At 71.7% G+C, this 17,768-nt stretch carries 19 protein-coding genes and 1 tRNA gene; 3 read left to right on the top strand and 17 right to left on the bottom strand.

The window, feature by feature from the left end; translation table 11 throughout:
• Positions 1-130: 130 nt before the first annotated feature.
• The 17 genes from ACK8HX_RS16010 to ACK8HX_RS15930 form a co-directional block, all read right to left on the bottom strand.
• A complete protein-coding gene (locus ACK8HX_RS16010; protein WP_411941719.1) occupies positions 131-634 on the bottom strand; it encodes a hypothetical protein in 504 nt (167 codons plus the stop codon).
• Positions 631-1,887 (bottom strand): MCE family protein, encoded by a 1,257-nt coding sequence (locus ACK8HX_RS16005; RefSeq protein WP_411941718.1) that lies wholly within the window; start codon positions 1,885-1,887, stop codon positions 631-633. The genes ACK8HX_RS16010 and ACK8HX_RS16005 overlap by 4 nt, the downstream gene beginning before the upstream one ends.
• On the bottom strand, positions 1,884-3,092 hold the full coding sequence (locus tag ACK8HX_RS16000) for an MCE family protein (RefSeq protein ID WP_411941717.1): 1,209 nt from the start codon (positions 3,090-3,092) through the stop codon (positions 1,884-1,886). The genes ACK8HX_RS16005 and ACK8HX_RS16000 overlap by 4 nt, the downstream gene beginning before the upstream one ends.
• Positions 3,089-4,270 carry an MCE family protein gene (locus ACK8HX_RS15995; RefSeq protein ID WP_411941716.1) on the bottom strand — a complete coding sequence of 394 codons (1,182 nt, stop codon included), beginning with the start codon at positions 4,268-4,270 and terminating at the stop codon, positions 3,089-3,091. The genes ACK8HX_RS16000 and ACK8HX_RS15995 overlap by 4 nt, the downstream gene beginning before the upstream one ends.
• Complete coding sequence (locus tag ACK8HX_RS15990; RefSeq protein WP_411941715.1) at positions 4,270-5,241, bottom strand: MCE family protein; 972 nt, start codon at positions 5,239-5,241, stop codon at positions 4,270-4,272. Before ACK8HX_RS15990 ends, ACK8HX_RS15995 begins: the two co-directional genes overlap by 1 nt.
• Positions 5,241-6,269 carry an MCE family protein gene (locus tag ACK8HX_RS15985; protein WP_411941714.1) on the bottom strand — a complete coding sequence of 343 codons (1,029 nt, stop codon included), beginning with the start codon at positions 6,267-6,269 and terminating at the stop codon, positions 5,241-5,243. The genes ACK8HX_RS15990 and ACK8HX_RS15985 overlap by 1 nt, the downstream gene beginning before the upstream one ends.
• A complete protein-coding gene (locus tag ACK8HX_RS15980) occupies positions 6,266-7,597 on the bottom strand; it encodes an MCE family protein (protein ID WP_411941713.1) in 1,332 nt (443 codons plus the stop codon). The genes ACK8HX_RS15985 and ACK8HX_RS15980 overlap by 4 nt, the downstream gene beginning before the upstream one ends.
• A complete protein-coding gene (locus ACK8HX_RS15975; RefSeq protein ID WP_411941712.1) occupies positions 7,594-8,421 on the bottom strand; it encodes an MlaE family ABC transporter permease in 828 nt (275 codons plus the stop codon). The genes ACK8HX_RS15980 and ACK8HX_RS15975 overlap by 4 nt, the downstream gene beginning before the upstream one ends.
• Positions 8,422-8,425: 4 nt before the next feature.
• Positions 8,426-9,193 (bottom strand): MlaE family ABC transporter permease, encoded by a 768-nt coding sequence (locus ACK8HX_RS15970; RefSeq protein ID WP_411941711.1) that lies wholly within the window; start codon positions 9,191-9,193, stop codon positions 8,426-8,428.
• Positions 9,190-10,161 (bottom strand): ABC transporter ATP-binding protein, encoded by a 972-nt coding sequence (locus tag ACK8HX_RS15965; RefSeq protein ID WP_411941710.1) that lies wholly within the window; start codon positions 10,159-10,161, stop codon positions 9,190-9,192. Before ACK8HX_RS15965 ends, ACK8HX_RS15970 begins: the two co-directional genes overlap by 4 nt.
• Before the next feature lie 256 nt (positions 10,162-10,417).
• The gene (gene rplL, locus ACK8HX_RS15960; RefSeq protein ID WP_411941709.1) at positions 10,418-10,810 is read right to left on the bottom strand and encodes a 50S ribosomal protein L7/L12; all 393 of its coding nucleotides are present in this window, start codon (positions 10,808-10,810) and stop codon (positions 10,418-10,420) included.
• A 67-nt stretch (positions 10,811-10,877) separates the two neighbouring features.
• Positions 10,878-11,522 (bottom strand): 50S ribosomal protein L10, encoded by a 645-nt coding sequence (rplJ, locus tag ACK8HX_RS15955; protein WP_411941708.1) that lies wholly within the window; start codon positions 11,520-11,522, stop codon positions 10,878-10,880.
• Between the two features lie 303 nt (positions 11,523-11,825).
• A complete protein-coding gene (rplA, locus tag ACK8HX_RS15950) occupies positions 11,826-12,548 on the bottom strand; it encodes a 50S ribosomal protein L1 (protein ID WP_411941707.1) in 723 nt (240 codons plus the stop codon).
• A 128-nt stretch (positions 12,549-12,676) separates the two neighbouring features.
• Positions 12,677-13,108, bottom strand: a complete 432-nt coding sequence (gene rplK, locus ACK8HX_RS15945; RefSeq protein WP_411941706.1) for a 50S ribosomal protein L11 — start codon at positions 13,106-13,108, stop codon at positions 12,677-12,679.
• Between the two features lie 89 nt (positions 13,109-13,197).
• Positions 13,198-14,109: a transcription termination/antitermination protein NusG gene (nusG, locus tag ACK8HX_RS15940; RefSeq protein WP_411941705.1), complete on the bottom strand. Its 912-nt coding sequence runs from the start codon at positions 14,107-14,109 to the stop codon at positions 13,198-13,200.
• 65 nt (positions 14,110-14,174) lie between these two features.
• Entirely contained in the window at positions 14,175-14,444 is a 270-nt protein-coding gene (secE, locus tag ACK8HX_RS15935) for a preprotein translocase subunit SecE (RefSeq protein WP_411941704.1), read from the bottom strand.
• Between the two features lie 115 nt (positions 14,445-14,559).
• Positions 14,560-14,632, bottom strand: a tRNA-Trp gene (locus tag ACK8HX_RS15930).
• Positions 14,633-14,832: 200 nt separating this feature from the next.
• Between ACK8HX_RS15930 and ACK8HX_RS15925 the strand changes: the two genes are divergently transcribed.
• The 3 genes from ACK8HX_RS15925 to ACK8HX_RS15915 are packed head-to-tail and all read left to right on the top strand — an operon-like array spanning position 14,833 to position 17,645.
• Positions 14,833-16,128, top strand: a complete 1,296-nt coding sequence (locus ACK8HX_RS15925; RefSeq protein ID WP_411941703.1) for an aminotransferase class I/II-fold pyridoxal phosphate-dependent enzyme — start codon at positions 14,833-14,835, stop codon at positions 16,126-16,128.
• A 9-nt stretch (positions 16,129-16,137) separates the two neighbouring features.
• Entirely contained in the window at positions 16,138-16,596 is a 459-nt protein-coding gene (locus tag ACK8HX_RS15920) for a hypothetical protein (protein ID WP_411941702.1), read from the top strand.
• Positions 16,593-17,645, top strand: a complete 1,053-nt coding sequence (locus tag ACK8HX_RS15915) for an adenosine deaminase (protein WP_411941701.1) — start codon at positions 16,593-16,595, stop codon at positions 17,643-17,645. The genes ACK8HX_RS15920 and ACK8HX_RS15915 overlap by 4 nt, the downstream gene beginning before the upstream one ends.
• Positions 17,646-17,768 lie beyond the last annotated feature (123 nt).

Below are 17,768 nucleotides of genomic sequence, written 5' to 3'. Positions count from 1 at the left end.
AGGGCGATCTTGTCCCGCGGCCGTGTGCGGACTTCGACCTATTGGGCGATCTTGTCCCGTGGTGGGGCGCTCGGCCTCGACGGGGCGCGGGCGACGGCGCTGGCCGGCGACGCGGGGGGTGCGGCGGCGGTCATCCGACGAACTCAAGGCGCTCCACCTTCCACGTCCCGCCGACCTCACGCAGGCCCAGCTTCATCCGGTAGGTCTTCTTCTCGCCGTCGGGGACGTTGGTGTTGGTCGTCGGTGCGACGACGCCGACGATGACCTGGGCGGAGTCCCGGTCGCCGGAGACGAGGGCCGCCTCGGCGCGCTCGACCCTCGACGTCGACTTGTTCTCGACGACGACGGTGCGCAGGTCTGCGAGGCTCTTGGTGTAGCTGGCGAGGAACTCCCCCGTCGCGCCGGCCTTGACGCGGCCGGTGTCGGCGTCGACGGTGCGGTGGTCGAGGGTCGCGAAGTTCACGGCGATCTGCCGCCCCGCGGCGAGGGCGTCGCGGTGCGCCTCGGCGACCTGGCGGGCGTCCCACCAGGCGCGGCCGCGGGTGGCGGCGAGCACGGCGGTGACGACGAGGACGACAGCGACGAGCGCCCACAGCGCCCGCACCCGTCCCCGCACGGGGTCGTGGGTGGTCATCGGGTGGCTTCCTCCATGATCCAGGACCAGCGGTCGCCGCCCTCGGGCGCCAGCGGCACCGCGTAGTCGGCGGGAGCACCGTACGCCGTCGTGCCCAGCGGGACCGGGTCGGACCCGTAGGCCATCGACCAGCTCGAGCGCTCGAGGCTGCGCGCGCCGGGGGCGTTCTGCGCACCCCGGACCGTGGAGGCCGAGCCGCGCGGGAGGGTGCAGCGGGCGTCGCGGTTGAGCGGCGGCAGGTTCTCGGTACGGTTCGGGTCGGTCTTCCGGGTGCCCTCGTAGCCCCGGGTGCAGGCCGGCGGGTCCTCGCTCAGCTGGACGCCGAAGTGGGCGGTGCCGTCGCCGGGGACGACGGTGAAGCCGCCGGCGACGACCTCGGGGTAGGTGATGAGGAGCTGGTCGATCCCCTCGGCGCGGGCGCTCGTCACCTGGCCGACGGTGACGAGGTTGGCGAGGAGGGTGCCGAGGGCCCGGTCGTTCTCGCGGACCACCGCCTCGAGCTCCTTGGACGCCACGGCACCGCGGTCGAGGATGACGCGCAGGTCGCCGTCGCTGGACTCGAGCGTCTCCGACACCCGGGCGAGGCTCGCCGAGAACGCGACGATCTGCGAGGACGTGTCGCGCTGGGTGTCCAGGACCGTCTTGCCGTTCCGCAGCAGGGCCACGGTCTGGGGCAGGGCGTCGATGGCCGCCTGGGTCAGCAGGTTGCCGTTGTCGATGAGCCGGGCCAGGTCGGGGCCGCTGCCGCTGAACGCGGTGCCGAGCTCGTCGACCGTCGTGACGAGGGCGTCCTTCGGGACCGACTGCACGGTGCGGTCGACGTCGAGGAGGAGCTTCTCGACCGGCAGAGGCGTCGCCGTGCGGTCGCGCGCGATGACGTCGCCGTCGGCGAGGAGCGGGCCGTCGTCGCGGCGCGGCTGCAGGTCGAGGTACTGCTCGCCGACGGCGGACCGGTTCTCGACGACGGCGCGGGTGTCGCGCGGCACCTCGGTGCCGCGGTCCAGCCTCGCGTGGACGCGCACGCCGTCCTCGGTGAGGGTGAGGTCGGAGACGCGACCGACACGGACGCCGCGGTAGGTGACCTCGGAGCCGACGAAGATGCCGCCCGAGCGCTCGAGGTCGGCGATGACGGTGGGCCCGCCGCCGAGGACGCGCTCGGTGAGGCCGACGTAGCTCGCCGAGAGGATCGAGACCCCGACGACGGTGACGACGGCGAAGATCGCGAGCTGGATCTTCGTGAGGCGGCGGATCACGACGTCCCCCCGGTGTAGAGCGACTCCCACGAGCGGTCCTCGCCCTGCGCGCACACCGGCGGGCACAGGATGCCGCCGGTCGACGTCGACGTCGACGTCGGCAGGGGGACGCCGGGCACCGAGACCGTGGGCAGCGGGACCGTCGGCAGGGGCAGGGTCGGCACGGGCAGGGTCGGCACCGGCAGCGTCGGCTGGGGGCCGGGGTTCGTCGGCTGCGGCAGCACCTCGATGTCGCGCAGGTCGAAGTCGCCGGTGACCCACAGGTTGGTGTAGTCGCCCCTGATCGCCTGGGTCGCGGCGTCCGGGAAGGGGTAGGTGAGGAGGAGCTCGAGGGAGCGTGGGAGGTCGTCGCCGGCCCGGTTGAGCTCGCCGAGGACGGGCCTGAGCGCCGCGAGGTTGGCGAGGGTGTCCTCGCGCGAGGCCCGGATCACCTGGCTGCCGACCTTGCCCAGCCGCCCGAGCGCCGTGAGCATCTCGGTGAGCTGGGCGCGCTGGTCGGCGAGGATCTTCAACCCCTTCGGGGTCTCCTCGAGCACGCCGGCGAGGTCGTCCTTGCGCTCGGCCAGGCGTGCCGAGAGCCGGTCGATGCCGTCGATGGCGCGGACGATGTCGGCCTTCTGCTCGTCGAGGCCGCCGATGAAGGTGTTGAGGTTCGAGATGAGGCTGTCGATCTCCTCGTGGTTGCCCCGCATCGCGTTGTTCAGCTCGGCCTCGATGATCTTCAGCTGGCCGACGCCACCGCCGTTGAGGAGCATCGACATCGCCGCGAGGACCTCCTCGACCTCCGGGTTGCGACCGGTGCGGGCCAGCGGGATGAGGTCGCCGTCGCCCAGGGTCCCCGTGCCGCCGGTCTCCGGACGCACGAGCGCGACGTACTTCTCGCCGAGCAGCGAGGTCTGCTTCAGCTCGGCGCGGGCGTCGTCGGGGAGCTTCGCGGAGGCCGGGATGCGCATCGTCACCCGGGCGGTCCAGCCGCTCAGCTCGATCTCGGTGACCTCGCCGACGGTGACGTCGTTGATCTTCACCGACGACCGGGGCACGAGGTCGAGGACGTCGGCGAAGTCGGCTCGCACCGTCATCTGGCGTCCGTCGATCTCGGCGCCGCCGGGGAGGGGCAGCTCGGCCGCCGAGCAGCCGGACAGCAGCAGCGCCGTGGTGGCGGCGACGGCGGTCAGCGCGCGGGCGCGGACGCGGTGGGTCGTCATCCGAGCAGCCCTCCGAGGGTCGGGTCGGCGCCACCGAGCCGGAGCGGGCTCTTCGCGCCGCCGAGCGGCGGCAGGGTCGGCGCCTCGAGGTCGTTGAGGCCGGAGCTCTCGCACAGCTCGGTGTTGCCCGTGCCGGTGGGCCCGGTGATGAGCGAGCACAGGAGCAGCCCCGGCTCGTCGAGGCCCTCGAAGTTCGCCCGCGTGTCGAGGGTGCCGCTGCGGGCGTTGTACGCGAGCTGGAGGTTCGAGAGCGCCACCGGTCCGGCCTCGAGGGTCTCGGCGAGCTCGGCCCGGCGCGCCGCGACCGACCCCGTCACGGCCGACAGGCGGGCGATGTCGTCCTTGAGCACGGCGCGGTTGTCCTGGACGAACGAGGTGATCTCGTCGAGGGCGACCGCGAGGTTGGCGAGCGCCGCAGCGAGGTCGTCGCGCTCCGCGTCGAGCTGGGTGGTGACGGACGCGAGGTTCTTGTTCAGCCGGCGGACCTGGGCGTCGTTGGCCGCGACCGTCTCGCTGAAGGTGTTGAGGTTCTTCACGGTCGAGAACAGGTCCCCGCGGCCCTCGCTGAAGGTCTGGACGGCGCGCGAGAGGTTGCGGGTGGTGTCGTTGAGGGCCTGGCCGTTGCCGTCGAGGTTCGCGGCGCTCGTCTCGAGCAGTCGGGACAACGCACCGCCCTCGTTGGCGCCCTGCGGACCGAGGGCGACCATGAGGTCGTCGAGGCTCTGGCTGACGCGGTCGAGCTCGACCGGGACGGCGGTGCGCTCCATCGGGATGTGGGCGCCGGAGCGCATGCGCGGCCCGGCGGTGTACGCGGGCAGCAGCTGGACGTAGCGGTCGCTGACGAGCGAGGGCGCGACGACGGCGGCGGTCGCGTTCGCCGGCACGGGGTGCTCGCCGGTGAACTCGAAGGAGACCCGCACCCGGTCACCGCGCGGCTGGACCTCGAGGACCTCGCCGACCTTGACGCCGAGGATGCGGACGTCGGACCCCGGGAAGAGGCCGACCGCGCGGACGAAGTCGGCGGAGACGCGGACCGCCTCCTGGCGCGGCCACAGCAGGTAGCCGACCGCGACGAGGGCGAGGACGACCACCGCGGCGACGGCGGCCGTCATCGGACGGACCGTCGGCAGCGACCCGCGCGAGGGGAGCGGGAGGCGGGGCAGGCGCAGGCGTGCCATCAGCCCACCGTCCCCGTCGGGACCGTGAGGTTCTGGATGTAGGTGTCGAACCACGGCCCGGTACCCAGGGTGTTGGCGAACACCCGGGTGAACGGCGCCATCGACGCGATGGTCCGCTGGAGGTCCTCGTCGTGCTTCTGGAGGACGGCGAGCACCTTCTTCAGCTCCTCGAGGGCGGGCCTCAGCTCGGCGCGGTTGTCCCGGACGAGGCCGGTGACCTCCTTGGCGAGGGCGGAGGTGTTCTGGAACAGCGTGTGGATGGCCTCGCGGCGCTTCTCGAGCTCGACGAGGAGCAGGTCGGCGTCGTCGATCAGGCGGTCCACGACCGCGTTCTGCTCGGCCACGGTCCCGGTCACCGAGTTCGCGGCCCGGAGCAGCTCGCGCAGCTTGGCGTCGCGGTCGGCGATGGTCGCCGACAGCCGCCTCATGCCGTCGAGGGCGGCGCGCACGTTCTCGGGGGTGTCCTTGAACTCGGTCGCCAGGACGTCGAGGGACGCGGCGAGCTGGTCGGTGTCGACCTGCTCGGTCGTCGTCGTGAGGTCCGAGAACGCCGAGATGACGTCGTAGGACGACACGGTCCGCGTCAGCGGGATCTGCGAGCCCTCCTCGAGCTGACCGGACCCGCGCGGCTCGAGGGAGAGGTACTTCTCGCCGAGGAGGGTCTTGATCCGGATCGAGGCGGCGGTCTGCGGGCCGAACCCGATCCCGTCGTCGGTGACGCGGAAGTCGACGCGCACGTGCGACCCGTCGAGCTCGACCCCGGTGACGTCACCGACCTTGACGCCGGCGATCCGCACGTCGTCGCCGTCGCGGATGCCGCCGGCCTCGGTGAAGGCGGCGCTGTACCGGTCGCCCCCACCGATGAGGGGCAGGTTCGAGGCGTTGAACGCGAGGACGAGGAGGAGCACGACGACGAGGATGCCCACGACGCCGAGGCGCAGGGGGTCCTTCTCCTTGAGGGGCCCGGTCATCAGCGGCACCTCGCCGCGTCGACGTTGTACCCCAGCCCGCCGGGCGTGGGGCCGGTCGGGAGGACGACGTTCTCGGCGTCGAACCGGCACAGGTAGAAGTTGAACCAGGAGCCGTAGGTGGCGGTGCGCGTGATGGTGTCGATCTTCCCGGGTGCGTTCTGGATGAACTTCTCGAACAGCGCGGTGTTGCCCGGCTCGTTCAACGTCGAGGACAGCCGTCGGAGGTTCGAGACGTCGGCCTTGATGTCGGGGCGCCCGGCCGCGAGGAGCGAGGCGGTGTCGCCGGTGACGCGGTTGATGTCGTCGAGCGAGCCCCCGATGGCGGCGCGGTCCTCGGCGAGGCCGGACACGAAGCGCTGGAGCTGCTTGAGGAGCTCGGCGAACGCGGCGTCGTGCGACTCGACGGTCGTGAGGACGGTCGTGAGGTTGTCGATCGTCCGGCCGATGACGACGTCGCGGTCGGCGAGGGTCTTCGTCAGCGACGCGGTCTGCCCGAGGAGGGTGTCGATGTCGCCGCCCTCGCCCTGGAGCACCGAGATGATCTGCGCCGACAGCTCGTTGACGTCCCTCGGCGACAGGGCCGCGAACAGCGGCTTGAACCCGTTGAACAGGACCGTGAGGTCGAGGGCCGGGCGGGTGCGCTCGCGCGGGATGGTGCCGCCCTCGGGCAGGGTCTCGGCGCTGCCCGGCTCCTGGGTGAGGGCGACGTAGCGTTCGCCGACGAGGTTGCGGTACTTGATCGTCGCCACGGTGCCCAGGGTCAGCGCGGTGGTCCGCAGCACCTCGAAGGACACGAGCGCGTTGACCCGGTCCTCGGCGACGTCGATCCCGGTGACGGTGCCGACCCGGACGCCGGCGATCCGGACGTCGTGGCCCTCGCTGAGACCGGTGACGTCGGTGAAGACCGCCTTGTACGTGGTCTTGTCGCCGGGGAGGACGTTGGCGATGGTCCCCGCGAGCAGGCCGGTGGCGAGCACGGTGACGACGACGAAGCCGATGAGCTTGGCGAGGCTGGGCAGCGTCCTCACTGGTCGACCACCGCCCCCCGCAGGAGCGGTCCGGCCAGCAGGGTGGTGAGCGCGGAGGGCTCGCCACCGCCCCTCGTGGCCAGCGCGATGGCGACGACCTGCTGCTCGTCGACGGTGCCGGCGAGGCCGGAGTCGACGCCGGTGATGCCGACGGCCTCGGGCGCGAGGAGGGCCGAGGGCAGTGCCGAGCCGGCCGACCCGCTGGCTCGTGAGGTGCTCGCCGCACCGCCGCTTCCGTCGTTGAACGTGATCCCGCCGCGCGGGTTCGACTGGCTCCCACCGGGACTCGGCAGACCTCGGCAGTTCGGCCCGCGGTCGTCGGCCCACACGGGCTCCTGGCCTGGGCGGTACCCGCCGCGCTGCTCGGGCATCTCCATGGTGATGTGGAAGCTCCCGCTCGAGAACACCTCGCGGATGCGGGGCAGCCAGTTGACCATCCCGCGCGACAGGCAGGGGTAGACCGGGGCGTGCTTCGCGAGGACCTCGAGCGTGGGCCGCTGGACCCGGCCGACCTGGATGATCCGGTCGTCGTTGCGCTCGAGGAAGTCGGCGGTCGTGTTCGCGAACCCGGCCGTGCCCGTGAAGAACCCGGACAGCTGGCCCTGCTTCTCGACGATCGTCGCGTTCGTCGTGCGGAGCGCGTCGGCGGCGCGCAGCAGGTCCGGGGCCGCGGTGGCGTAGGTGCTCGCGAGGTCGGCGAGCCCGCTGATGTCGGCCTGGATGAGGGGCATCTGCGGGTTGATCTCGGTGAAGTAGCTGTCGACGAGGACGAGGTTCTGGCCGAGCCGGGTGCCCCTGCCGTCGAGGGCGGTCGCGAGGGCGTTGAGGGTCGCGGCGAGCTTCTCGGGCTGGACGGTGCGCAGCAGGGGCAGCAGGTTCTCGAAGACGCGCTCGAGCTCGATGGCGACCTCGGTGCGGTCCTGGGGGATGACGTCGCCGTCGCGGATCGCGCGGCCGCGGTCGCCGGGGGGCGGGACGAGGTCGACGAACCGCTCGCCGAAGAGCGTCTTGGGCAGCAGGCGTGCGCTGACGCCGGCCGGGATGAGGTCGACCTTCTCTGGGTCGAGGGCCAGACCGAGCGTGGCGCCCTCGGCCGTCGCGGTGATCGTGCGGACCTCGCCGACGATGACGCCGCGGATCTTGACGTCGGACGCCTTCTGGAGCTGGCTGCCGATGCGGTCGGTGCGCAGCTCGACGGAGACGACGCTCTGGAAGACCTTGGTGAAGGAGGCGACCGACAGCGAGACGCCGAGCGCGACGACGAGGAGGAAGGCGATGCCGTACGCCCGGTGTCCGAGGCGCGCGAGGATTCCGGTGCCGGTCGTCATCCCGCGATCCTCACGGTCGTGGTCGCGCCCCAGATGGCGAGCGAGACGAAGAAGTCGACGACGTTGATCGCGACGATCGAGGTCCGCACGGCGCGGCCCACGGCCACGCCGACCCCCGCGGGGCCGCCGCTCGCCGTGTACCCGTAGTAGCAGTGGATGCCGATGATGACGACGGCGAAGACGAGGACCTTGACGAAGGACCAGAAGATGTCCTGCGGTGGCAGGAACAGGTGGAAGTAGTGGTCGTAGGTCCCGACGGACTGCCCGAAGTAGCCGGTGACGACGAACCGCGTGGCCGCGTACGAGCTGAGCAGCCCGAGGACGTACAGCGGGATGACCGCGACGAAGCCCGCGATCATCCGCGTCGTCACGAGGAACGGCAGGCTCGGGATGCCCATGACCTCGAGCGCGTCGACCTCCTCGCTGATCCGCATCGCGCCGAGCTGGGCGGTGAAGCCGCACCCGACCGTGGCGGCGAGGGCGAGACCGGCGACGAGTGGGGCGATCTCGCGGGTGTTGAAGTACGCCGACACGAAGCCGGCGAACGCACCGGTGCCGAGCTGGTCGAGGGCGCTGTAGCCCTGCAGGCCCACCTGGGAGCCGGTGAAGAAGGCCAGGAAGGTGAGGACACCGACCGTGCCGCCGATGACGGTGAGGGCGCCGCTGCCGAGCGAGACCTCGGCGAGGAGTCGGATGACCTCCTTGCGGTACCGGCGCAGGGTGCGGGGGACCCAGCCGATGGAGCGCACGTAGAAGTGCATCTGGTCGCTGAGCGCGTCGAGCGTGCGCAGCGGGCGCGTGGCGGTGTCGCCGAGTCGTCCCATGGGCTCAGACCTTCTGGGGGACGACTTCGAAGTACACGGCACTGACGACGAAGTTGACGACGAACAGGAGCATGAAGGTGATGACGACGCTCTGGTTCACCGCGTCGCCCACCCCCTTGGGGCCACCACCCGCCGTCAGCCCCTTGTACGAGGCGACGAGGGCGGCGATGGCCCCGAAGATCAGCGCCTTGATCTCACCGGTCCACAGGTCGGCGAGCTGGGCGAGCGCGGTGAACGAGGCGAGGTAGGCCCCCGGGGTGCCGCCCTGGACGAGGACGTTGAACACGTACCCGCCGACGATGCCGACGACCGACACCAGACCGTTGAGCAGGGCCGCCACGAGCATGGTCGCGAGCACCCGCGGGACGACGAGCCGCTGGATCGGGCTGATGCCGAGCACCTCCATCGCGTCGATCTCCTCGCGGATCTTGCGGGACCCGAGGTCGGCGCAGATCGCCGAGCCCCCCGCCCCGGCGATGAGGAGGGCGGTCACGAGGGGCGAGGCCTCGCGGACGACGGCGAGGACCGAGGCGGCACCGGTGAACGACTGGGCGCCGAGCTGGCGGGTCAGGGTGCCGAGCTGGAGGGCGATGACGGCGCCGAACGGGATGGAGACGAGGGCCGTGGGGACGATGGTCACCGATGCGACGAACCAGGCCTGCTGGACCATCTCCTTGAGCTGGAAGGGCCGCTTCGGCACGGCCTTCGCGACGTCGATGCACAGCTGGAAGAAGGAGCCCGCCTGGCGCAGGCCGTTCGCCACGGCCGTCATGCGGTGGCCCCCTGGCGGACCCCGGGGATGCCGGCGGTCGTCGACGTGAAGCTGCCGGGCGGCGGGAGGACGCCGTTGGCGCGGCACCACTCCCCCGCCGGGCGCTCGGCGCGGCGCGGGCTCCCGTCACTCGTCCCGAGCTGCAGCGGGATCGGCGGCAGCGGCGGCAGCTCCTGCCCGGACTCGGCGGCGAGCTCGTCGGCGTCCTTCTCCTCGGACATGCCGATCGGGCCGATCGTCTGGGCGTTGAGGAACTGCCGGACGACGGGCTCCTCGGAGGAGAGCAGCATCTCGCGCGGCCCGAACATCGCCAGGTGCCGGTGGTAGAGCAGCCCGATGTTGTCGGGCACCGTGCGCGCGGTGTTGATGTCGTGGGTGACGATGAGGAAGGTCGCGTCGATCTGCGCGTTGAGGTCGACGAAGAGCTGGTTGATGTACGACGTGCGCACCGGGTCCAGGCCGGAGTCGGGTTCGTCGATGAGGAGGATCTCGGGGTCGAGGACGAGGGCGCGGGCCAGGCCGGCGCGCTTCTTCATCCCACCGGAGATCTCGCCCGGGAGCTTGTCCTCGGCACCGGACAGCCCGACGAGGTCCATCTTCTCGCGGACGATGTCGGCGATCTGCCTCTCCGACTTGCGGGTGTGCTCGCGCAGCGGGAAGGCGACGTTGTCGAACAGGCTCATCGAGCCGAAGAGCGCGCCGTCCTGGAAGAGCACGCCGAACAGCTTGCGGACCTCGTACAGGTCGTCGCCGCGCAGCCGGGTGATGTCGCGGCCGTCGACGACGATCGAGCCCTCGTCGGGGCGGAGCAGGCCGACGAGGGTCTTGAGGAAGACCGACTTGCCGGTGCCCGACGGGCCGAGGAGGACGGAGATCTCGCCGGCAGGAAGGGTCAGGGTGACGTCGCCCCAGATGAGCTGACGCCCGAACCGCTTGGTCAGCCCGCTGACCGCGATCTCGACACCCATGTCGTCCTTCCGTTCCTTCTCGGTCGTGCCACGGCGCCCGAAAGTTACCCGACGGTAGGTTCGTGGCGCCGGACCATTGAACCGAACTCGGCCCCCCGATGGGGCGTTGTGCCCCACCGATTTCGTGGCGTCGGTCACGTCCTCTCAGCCGGCTCGCAGGCGGAGCGCCCCGCACGCGCAACGGGCGGGCCCGGGACCTGTACGGTCCCGGACCCGCCCGTCGGCGGTGTGGCTCAGTCCCCTCGCGGGGACCGGGTCACTTGAGGGTGACGGTCGCCCCGGCGCCCTCGAGCTGCTCCTTGGCCTTCTCGGCCGAGGCCTTGTCGACCTTCTCGAGGACGGGCTTGGGGGCGCCGTCGACGAGGTCCTTGGCCTCCTTGAGGCCGAGGGAGGTCAGCGCGCGGACCTCCTTGATGACGGCGATCTTCTTGTCGCCGGCAGCCTCGAGGACGACGTCGAACTCGTCCTGCTCCTCGACGGCGGCGGCGTCGCCGCCACCAGCGGCCGGGGCGCCCGCAGCGGCAACCGCGACGGGGGCGGCGGCGGTGACGCCGAAGGTCTCCTCGAACTCCTTGACGAACTCGGAGAGCTCGATGAGGGTCATCTCCTTGAAGGCGTCAAGGAGCTCGGTGGTGCTGAGCTTGGCCATGTCTGGCGTCCTTTCGTTGTGGTGCCGTGAGTGGCGGTTACTGGGGTGAGCCGGATCCCTGGCGGGATCAGCTCGCGTCGCCACCCTCGGCGACGTCGGTGGCCTCGGCCGCGGGGGCCTCGGTCTCGACCTCGGCCTCGACGGCCTCGGTCGTGGTCTCCTCGACGGCCGGGGCGGCGGAACCGGAGACCGGCCCCTCCGTCTCGACCTTCGCGCGCAGCGCGTCGACCGTGCGAGCGGCCTGCGACAGCGGTGCGGCGAAGAGGTAGACCGCCTTGCTGAGCGAGGCGTTCATGGCGCCGGCCAGCTTGGCGAGGAGGACCTCGCGGGACTCGAGGTCCGCGAGCTTCGTGATCTCGGCGGCGCTGAGGGCCTTGCCGTCCAGCACACCGCCCTTGATCACGAGGAGCGGGTTGGCCTTGGCGAAGTCACGCAGACCCTTGGCTGCCTCCACCGGGTCGCCCTCGACGAAGGCGATCGCGGACGGGCCGACGAGCTGACCGTCGAACGCGGTCACCCCGGCGTCCTTGGCGGCGAGCTCGGTCAGCGTGTTCTTGACCACGGCGTAGGTCGCATTGCCCCGCAGGGAGTTGCGCAGGTCGGTGATCTGCTTCACCGTGAGCCCGCGGTACTCCGTGAGAACGGCGGCGTTCGAGCTCTTGAACTTCTCGCTGAGCTCGGCGATCGCCGCGGCCTTGTCGGCACGAGACATGGGCGCCTCCTTCCGTCGTGTGGACCGTCGGGTGAAGGCCTGCCACACGAGAAAGAGCCCCGGCACAGGGCACGGGGCTCGTCGCTGGCGCGCTGCCTCGGAGCATGCTCCGGGGGACGCGAGTCGAACGTCGTGGCCTGCGCTGGCGCCCCACCCGGTGGTGGGATCTTCGGTCTCGGGCGGGAGCCCTGGACAACCGGCGGTCTTCGGTCGTCCCCAAGGGTACGGGAGGGGGGACCGTCCTCCCAAATCGGCGGAGCCCGCCACCCCGAGGGGTGACGGGCTCCGCCGGTGCGGCGTGGCTCAGGCCTCGACCGCGGCCTCCTCGACGAGGAGGTTGCGGGTCTTGCTCGCGTCGAGCGGGATGCCGGGGCCCATCGTCGTGGCCAGGGTGGCCTTGGTGATGTAGCGGCCCTTCGAGGCGGCCGGCTTGAGGCGGAGGATCTCCTCGAGCGCGGTGGCGTAGTTCTCGACGAGCGCCTTCTCGTCGAAGGACGCCTTGCCGATGATGAAGTGGAGGTTCGCGTGCTTGTCGACGCGGAACTCGATCTTGCCGCCCTTGATGTCGGTGACGGCCTTGGCGGTGTCCATGGTGACGGTGCCGGTCTTCGGGTTCGGCATGAGGCCGCGCGGGCCGAGGACCTTGCCGAGGCGGCCGACCTTGCCCATGAGGTCAGGGGTCGCGACGACGGCGTCGAAGTCGAGCCAGCCACCGGCGACCTTCTCGAGCAGGTCGTCGGAGCCGACGTGGTCGGCGCCGGCGGCCTTGGCGGCCTCGGCCTTGTCGCCGTTGGCAAAGACGAGGACGCGGGCGGTCTTGCCCGTGCCGTGCGGGAGGTTGACCGTGCCGCGGACCATCTGGTCGGCCTTGCGGGGGTCGACGCCGAGGCGCATGGCGACCTCGACGGTCTCGTCGTACTTCGCCGACGCGGTCTCCTTGGCGAGGCGGACGGCCTCGAGGGGGGCGTAGAGCTTCGCGGCGTCGATCTTCTCGCTCGCGGCGCGGTAGGCCTTGCTGCGCTTCATGTGCTGCTCCTGGTGCTTCCGGTGTGGAGTCGTGGTCGTCGGGCCAGCGCCGGCCCTGCCACCGGTGGGACACCCTCGTGGTGCCCCACCCCGGCCCGCCGCTGGGGCGGGCCGATGGGGGTCCGAGCTCAGAGCTCGGTGTCGATGCCCATCTGACGGGCGGTGCCGGCGATGATCTTCATCGCGGCGTCGACGTCGTTGGCGTTGAGGTCGGGCATCTTGGTCTCGGCGATCTCGCGGACCTGGTCCTTGGTCAGCTTGCCGGCCTTGACCTTGTGCGGCTCGCCGGAGCCCTTCTGGACGCCCGCGGCCTTCTTGATCAGCTCCGACGCCGGGGGCGTCTTGGTGATGAAGGTGAAGGACCGGTCTTCGTAGACCGTGATGACGACGGGGATGATGCTGCCGCGCTGGTGCTCGGTCGCCGCGTTGTACGCCTTGACGAACTCCATGATGTTGACGCCGTGCTGACCGAGCGCGGGGCCGACCGGGGGCGCGGGGGTCGCGGCACCTGCCTGGATCTGCAGGTTGATGTAGCCGGAGACCTTCTTCTTGGGGGGCATGTCTGTCCTTGTTCTGGTGGTGGTGGGCCGACGCCGTGGGCGATGACCCCTTTGCAGCCCCGGACCCCGGGGCGGGGCTCCTCAGCGGCTCAGATCTTGGCGACCTGGCTGAAGGAGAGCTCGACCGGGGTCTCCCGGCCGAAGATCGAGACGAGCACCTTGAGCTTCTGGGTGTCGGGGTTGATCTCGGAGATCGTCGCCGGGAGGGTCTCGAACGGACCGTCCATGACGGTGACCGACTCGCCGACCTCGAAGTCGACGACGGTCGCCTCGCGGGTCGCGCCGCCGGCGGCGGCCTGGCCACCCGCGGCGGGCGCGGCGGCGGCCTCGAGGTCGGCGGGCTTGATCATCCCGTAGACCTCGTCGAGGGTGAGCGGCACCGGCTGGTGCGCGTTACCGACGAACCCGGTGACGCCCGGGGTGTGGCGCACGGCGCCCCACGACTCGTCGGTCAGGTCCATGCGGACGAGGACGTAGCCGGGCATCCGGACGCGGCGGACCAGCTTGCGCTGACCGCTCTTGATCTCGGTGACCTCCTCCATCGGGACCTGGATCTCGAAGATGTAGTCCTCCATGTTGAGGGAGGTGATCCGGGTCTCGAGGTTGGCCTTGACGCGGTTCTCGTACCCCGCGTAGGAGTGCACGACGTACCAGTCGCCGACCCGGCTCGCGAGGTCGTCCTTGAACGCCTTGACGGCGTCGACGCCCTCGGGGAGGACGTCGCCGTCCTCGTCGGTGGTGGCGGTGGGGGTCTCGTCGGCCGGGGCGGTGGCCTCGTCCTCACGGGCGAAGCCGTCGGCCTCGTCGTCGTCACCGGGGGCGGGCGCCATGTCGCCGACGAGGTCGTCCTCGTCCTTCTCGACGGTCTCGGTGCCGATGGCCGAGTCGTAGCCCTCCGAGACCGAGTCGGCCTCGCGCGACGACTCCGTCACGCTGTCGGGCAGCACCTCGGGGGCGTCGTCGGACGCCACGTCGGGGGTGTCGGTCCTCTGGTCGGACACGGTGACCTCTTCCTGGTTGCGGTGGTCTGGGCGGGCTGGGCGGACGGCGCTCGACGGGCGCGGCGTCAGTCCGAGCCGAACACCAGGCCGACGAGCTTGCTGAAGCCGAAGTCGACCCCGGAGACCAGCGCCATCATCACCGTGACGAACACGACGACGACGAGCGTGTAGTTCCACAGCTCGGAGCGAGTCGGGCGGACGACCTTGCGGAGCTCGTCGAGGATCTGGCTGACGAACAGCCCGAGCGCGCGGAACCACCGGGCGACGGGGTTGCCGCCGCCCTCCGTGCCCTTGGCGGGGCGGGAGGGAGTCCTCGTCTGGCCGACGTCGGTCACGATGCCTCTTCACGGTTCTCTGGCTGGTCTGTCGGGTGCCTCGGCGCGGCACGACCGCGAAGGCACCCCGTCCGTGGAGGCGGGGCGCAGTCGTGGACGAACCACACGTGCGACGCAGGGCAGGAGGGACTCGAACCCCCAACCGCCGGTTTTGGAGACCGGTGCTCTACCAATTGAGCCACTGCCCTACGGAGCACCCGGTTGGGTGGTGCTCCGTGGTGCGACCGCTCGCCTGCCGGGGCAGGGCAGAGCCTCGTGGCCACACCGAACGGCAAGCATACGTGACGCCCCGGCCCGATCGCGAACCCGCCCGGGCCGGGGCACGGCCCTCGTCCCACGCCGTGGGGAGCCCTCCCCGGTCCCGTGGGCGGTCTGGGACGATGGCCGCGTGAGCGAGCAGACCACCGCCCGGACCCCCCTCGCCGACCGCTCCCCCGAGGAGCTCGCGGCCTTCCTCGACGAGCAGCGCCGCGAGTACGCGGCACTCAAGGACCGCGGGCTGAAGCTCGACCTCACCCGCGGGAAGCCGTCCGCCGAGCAGCTCGACCTGTCCGAGGAGCTCCTCTCGCTCCCCCGCGGTCACGTCGACGCCGACGGCACCGACGTGCGCAACTACGGCGGGCTGAACGGTCTGCGCGAGCTGCGCGAGATGTTCGCCGAGCTGCTCTGGGTCGACCCGGACCAGGTCGTCGCCGGCGGCTCGTCGAGCCTGACGATGATGCACGACGTCCTCGTCCAGCACCTGCTCCACGGTGGCCTGGACTCGCCGCGCCCGTGGAGGGACGAGGAGAAGGTGACCTTCGTCTGCCCGGTGCCCGGGTACGACCGGCACTTCACGATGCTCGCGTCCTACGGCATCGAGATGGTCACCGTGCCGATGCTCCCCGACGGGCCGGACGTGGCCGCGGTGGAGGAGCTGGTCCGGGACGACCCGTCGGTCAAGGGCATCTGGATCGTGCCGACCTACGCGAACCCGGCCGGCTCGGTGGTCTCGCAGGAGGTCGCCAGCCGGCTCGCGTCGATGCCGACCGCCGCCCCCGACTTCCGCATCTTCTGGGACAACGCCTACGCCTTCCACCACCTCACCGAGGACGAGGCGAAGTCGGCCGACATCCTGTCGCTGACCTCAGCCGCCGGTCACCCTCACCGTCCGGTCATGTTCGCGTCGACGAGCAAGATCACCTTCGCCGGCGCCGGGGTCGCCTTCCTCGCGGCGTCGCGCGAGAACGTCAAGGAGTACCTGGCGCACCAGCAGTTCGCCTCGATCGGGCCGGACAAGGTCAACCACCTCCGCCACGTCCAGTTCTTCGGGTCGGCCGACGGCGTGCGCCAGCACATGCGCAGGCACCGGGCGATCCTCGCGCCGAAGTTCGCGGCGGTCGATGCCGCGCTGACCGCCGAGCTCGCCGGCCTCGGGGTCGCCGAGTGGACCCGCCCGGCCGGTGGCTACTTCGTCAGCCTCGACGTCCTCGACGGCTGCGCGACCCGGGTCGTCGAGCTCGCCAAGGAGGCCGGCATCGCGCTCACGCCGGCCGGCGCGTCCTTCCCCCTGGGCCATGACCCCCGCGACCGCAACATCCGGCTCGCCCCGTCCTTCCCCGTCCTGGCGGAGGTCGAGACGGCGATGGCGGGCGTCGCCACCTGCGTCGCCCTCGCCACCGCGGAGGCCCTGACCCGCGCGTAGGGTGAGGCCATGTCCGACCAGCCGGAAGACCTGACCGACGACCTGGGCTCGTACAGCGTGGACGACGAGGACCAGCTCCAGCCCGAGGACACCCTGGAGCAGGGGGGCCCCGACGACGTGCTCGACGAGGGGTACTCGCCGCCCGAGCGTCTGCACGGCTCACTGGCCCACGGCGTCACGGCCGAGGAACAGGCGCGCGACGAGACGATCGAGGAGCGGATCCACCAGGAGGTGCCCGAGGAGGGCACCGCGTACGGGGCGCCCGACAACGAGAGCGGCCTCGACGAGGACGTGGCGCGGGTGGGCGGGGACGACCCCGACAGCATCGCGGCCGAGGACGACTGGCTCGGCGACGAGGGCGAGGGCGCGGTCGACGGCGCCGGGTCCGGCACGGGGGGGCCGGCCGAGGAGGCGGCGATGCACGTCGTCGGCGACCCCGAGGTCGGCGACGTGGTCGACGAGGAGTGACCGACGCCGTTCCTCCGCCGACGCGGTCGGTCACCGACCTGCCGAAGGCGCACCTCCACCTCCACTTCACCGGTTCGATGCGGGTCGCGACGGTTCGCGACCTCGCCGAGCGCCAGGGCATCCGGCTGCCGTCGTCCCTGACGACCGGCTGGCCGCCGCGCTTCGACGCGGCCGACGCCCGCGGCTGGTTCCGGTTCCAGCGGCTCTACGACGCCGCGCGGGCGACCGTGCGCGGCGAGGACGCGATGCGGCGGATCGTGCGCGAGGCCGCCGTGGACGACGGGGCCGAGGGGTCGCGGTGGCTGGAGCTGCAGGTCGACCCCACGTCGTACGCCCCCTTCGTCGGCGGCATCACGCCTGCCCTCGAGATCGTCCTGGACGAGGCCCGGTCGGTGTCCGCGGTTCCGGGTGCCGCCTCGGTGGGGGTCGTCGTGGCGGCGAGCCGGATGCGTCATCCTCTCGAGGCCCGGACGCTGGCCCGGCTCGCGGCCTCGTACGCCGGCTCCGGTGCGGGGTCGGTGGTCGGGTTCGGGCTGTCGAACGACGAGCGACGCGGTGACACGGCGGAGTTCGGCGCGGCCTTCCGGATCGCGCGGCGGGCCGGGCTGGCCCTGGTCCCGCACGCGGGGGAGCTGCTCGGGGCGGAGGCCGTTGCGGCGACCCTCGAGGCGATGGCCCCCGACCGCCTCGGCCACGGCGTGCGGTCGGTGGAGGACCCGGCGGTGCTGGACCGGGTCGTGGCCGCCGGGGTGGCGCTGGAGGTGTGTCCGCTGTCGAACGTGGCCCTCGGGGTCTTCGACGAGGCCGGCGACGTCCCGCTGCGGCGGCTGGTCTCCGCGGGGGCGCGCGTGGCGCTGGGGGCCGACGACCCGCTGATCTTCGGGTCGCGGCTCACCGACCAGTACGCCTCGGCGCGCGCCGACCACGACTTCTCGGACGCCGAGCTCGCCGACCTGGCCCGCGCGTCGCTGGCCGCCAGCCGGGCCCCCTCCGACATCCGCACCGCCGCCGAGCGTGACATCGCCGCCTGGCTGGACACGACGGGCTGACGCCCGCTCGTGACCCGGTCGACCCTCGCGGAGGCGCGGACCACCACCCTGCTCGATCAGTACGCTTCGCTTCTCCTCGGGAAGCACCTCGCACTGCGTCCCCTTGGGAAGCACCCACCTCTG

The organism is Oryzobacter faecalis, assembly GCF_046764005.1.
GTDB lineage: Bacteria > Actinomycetota > Actinomycetes > Actinomycetales > Dermatophilaceae > Oryzobacter > Oryzobacter faecalis.
The sequence above is the reverse complement of the archived record's forward strand: the minus strand, read 5'-3'. Positions and strand labels throughout refer to the sequence as shown.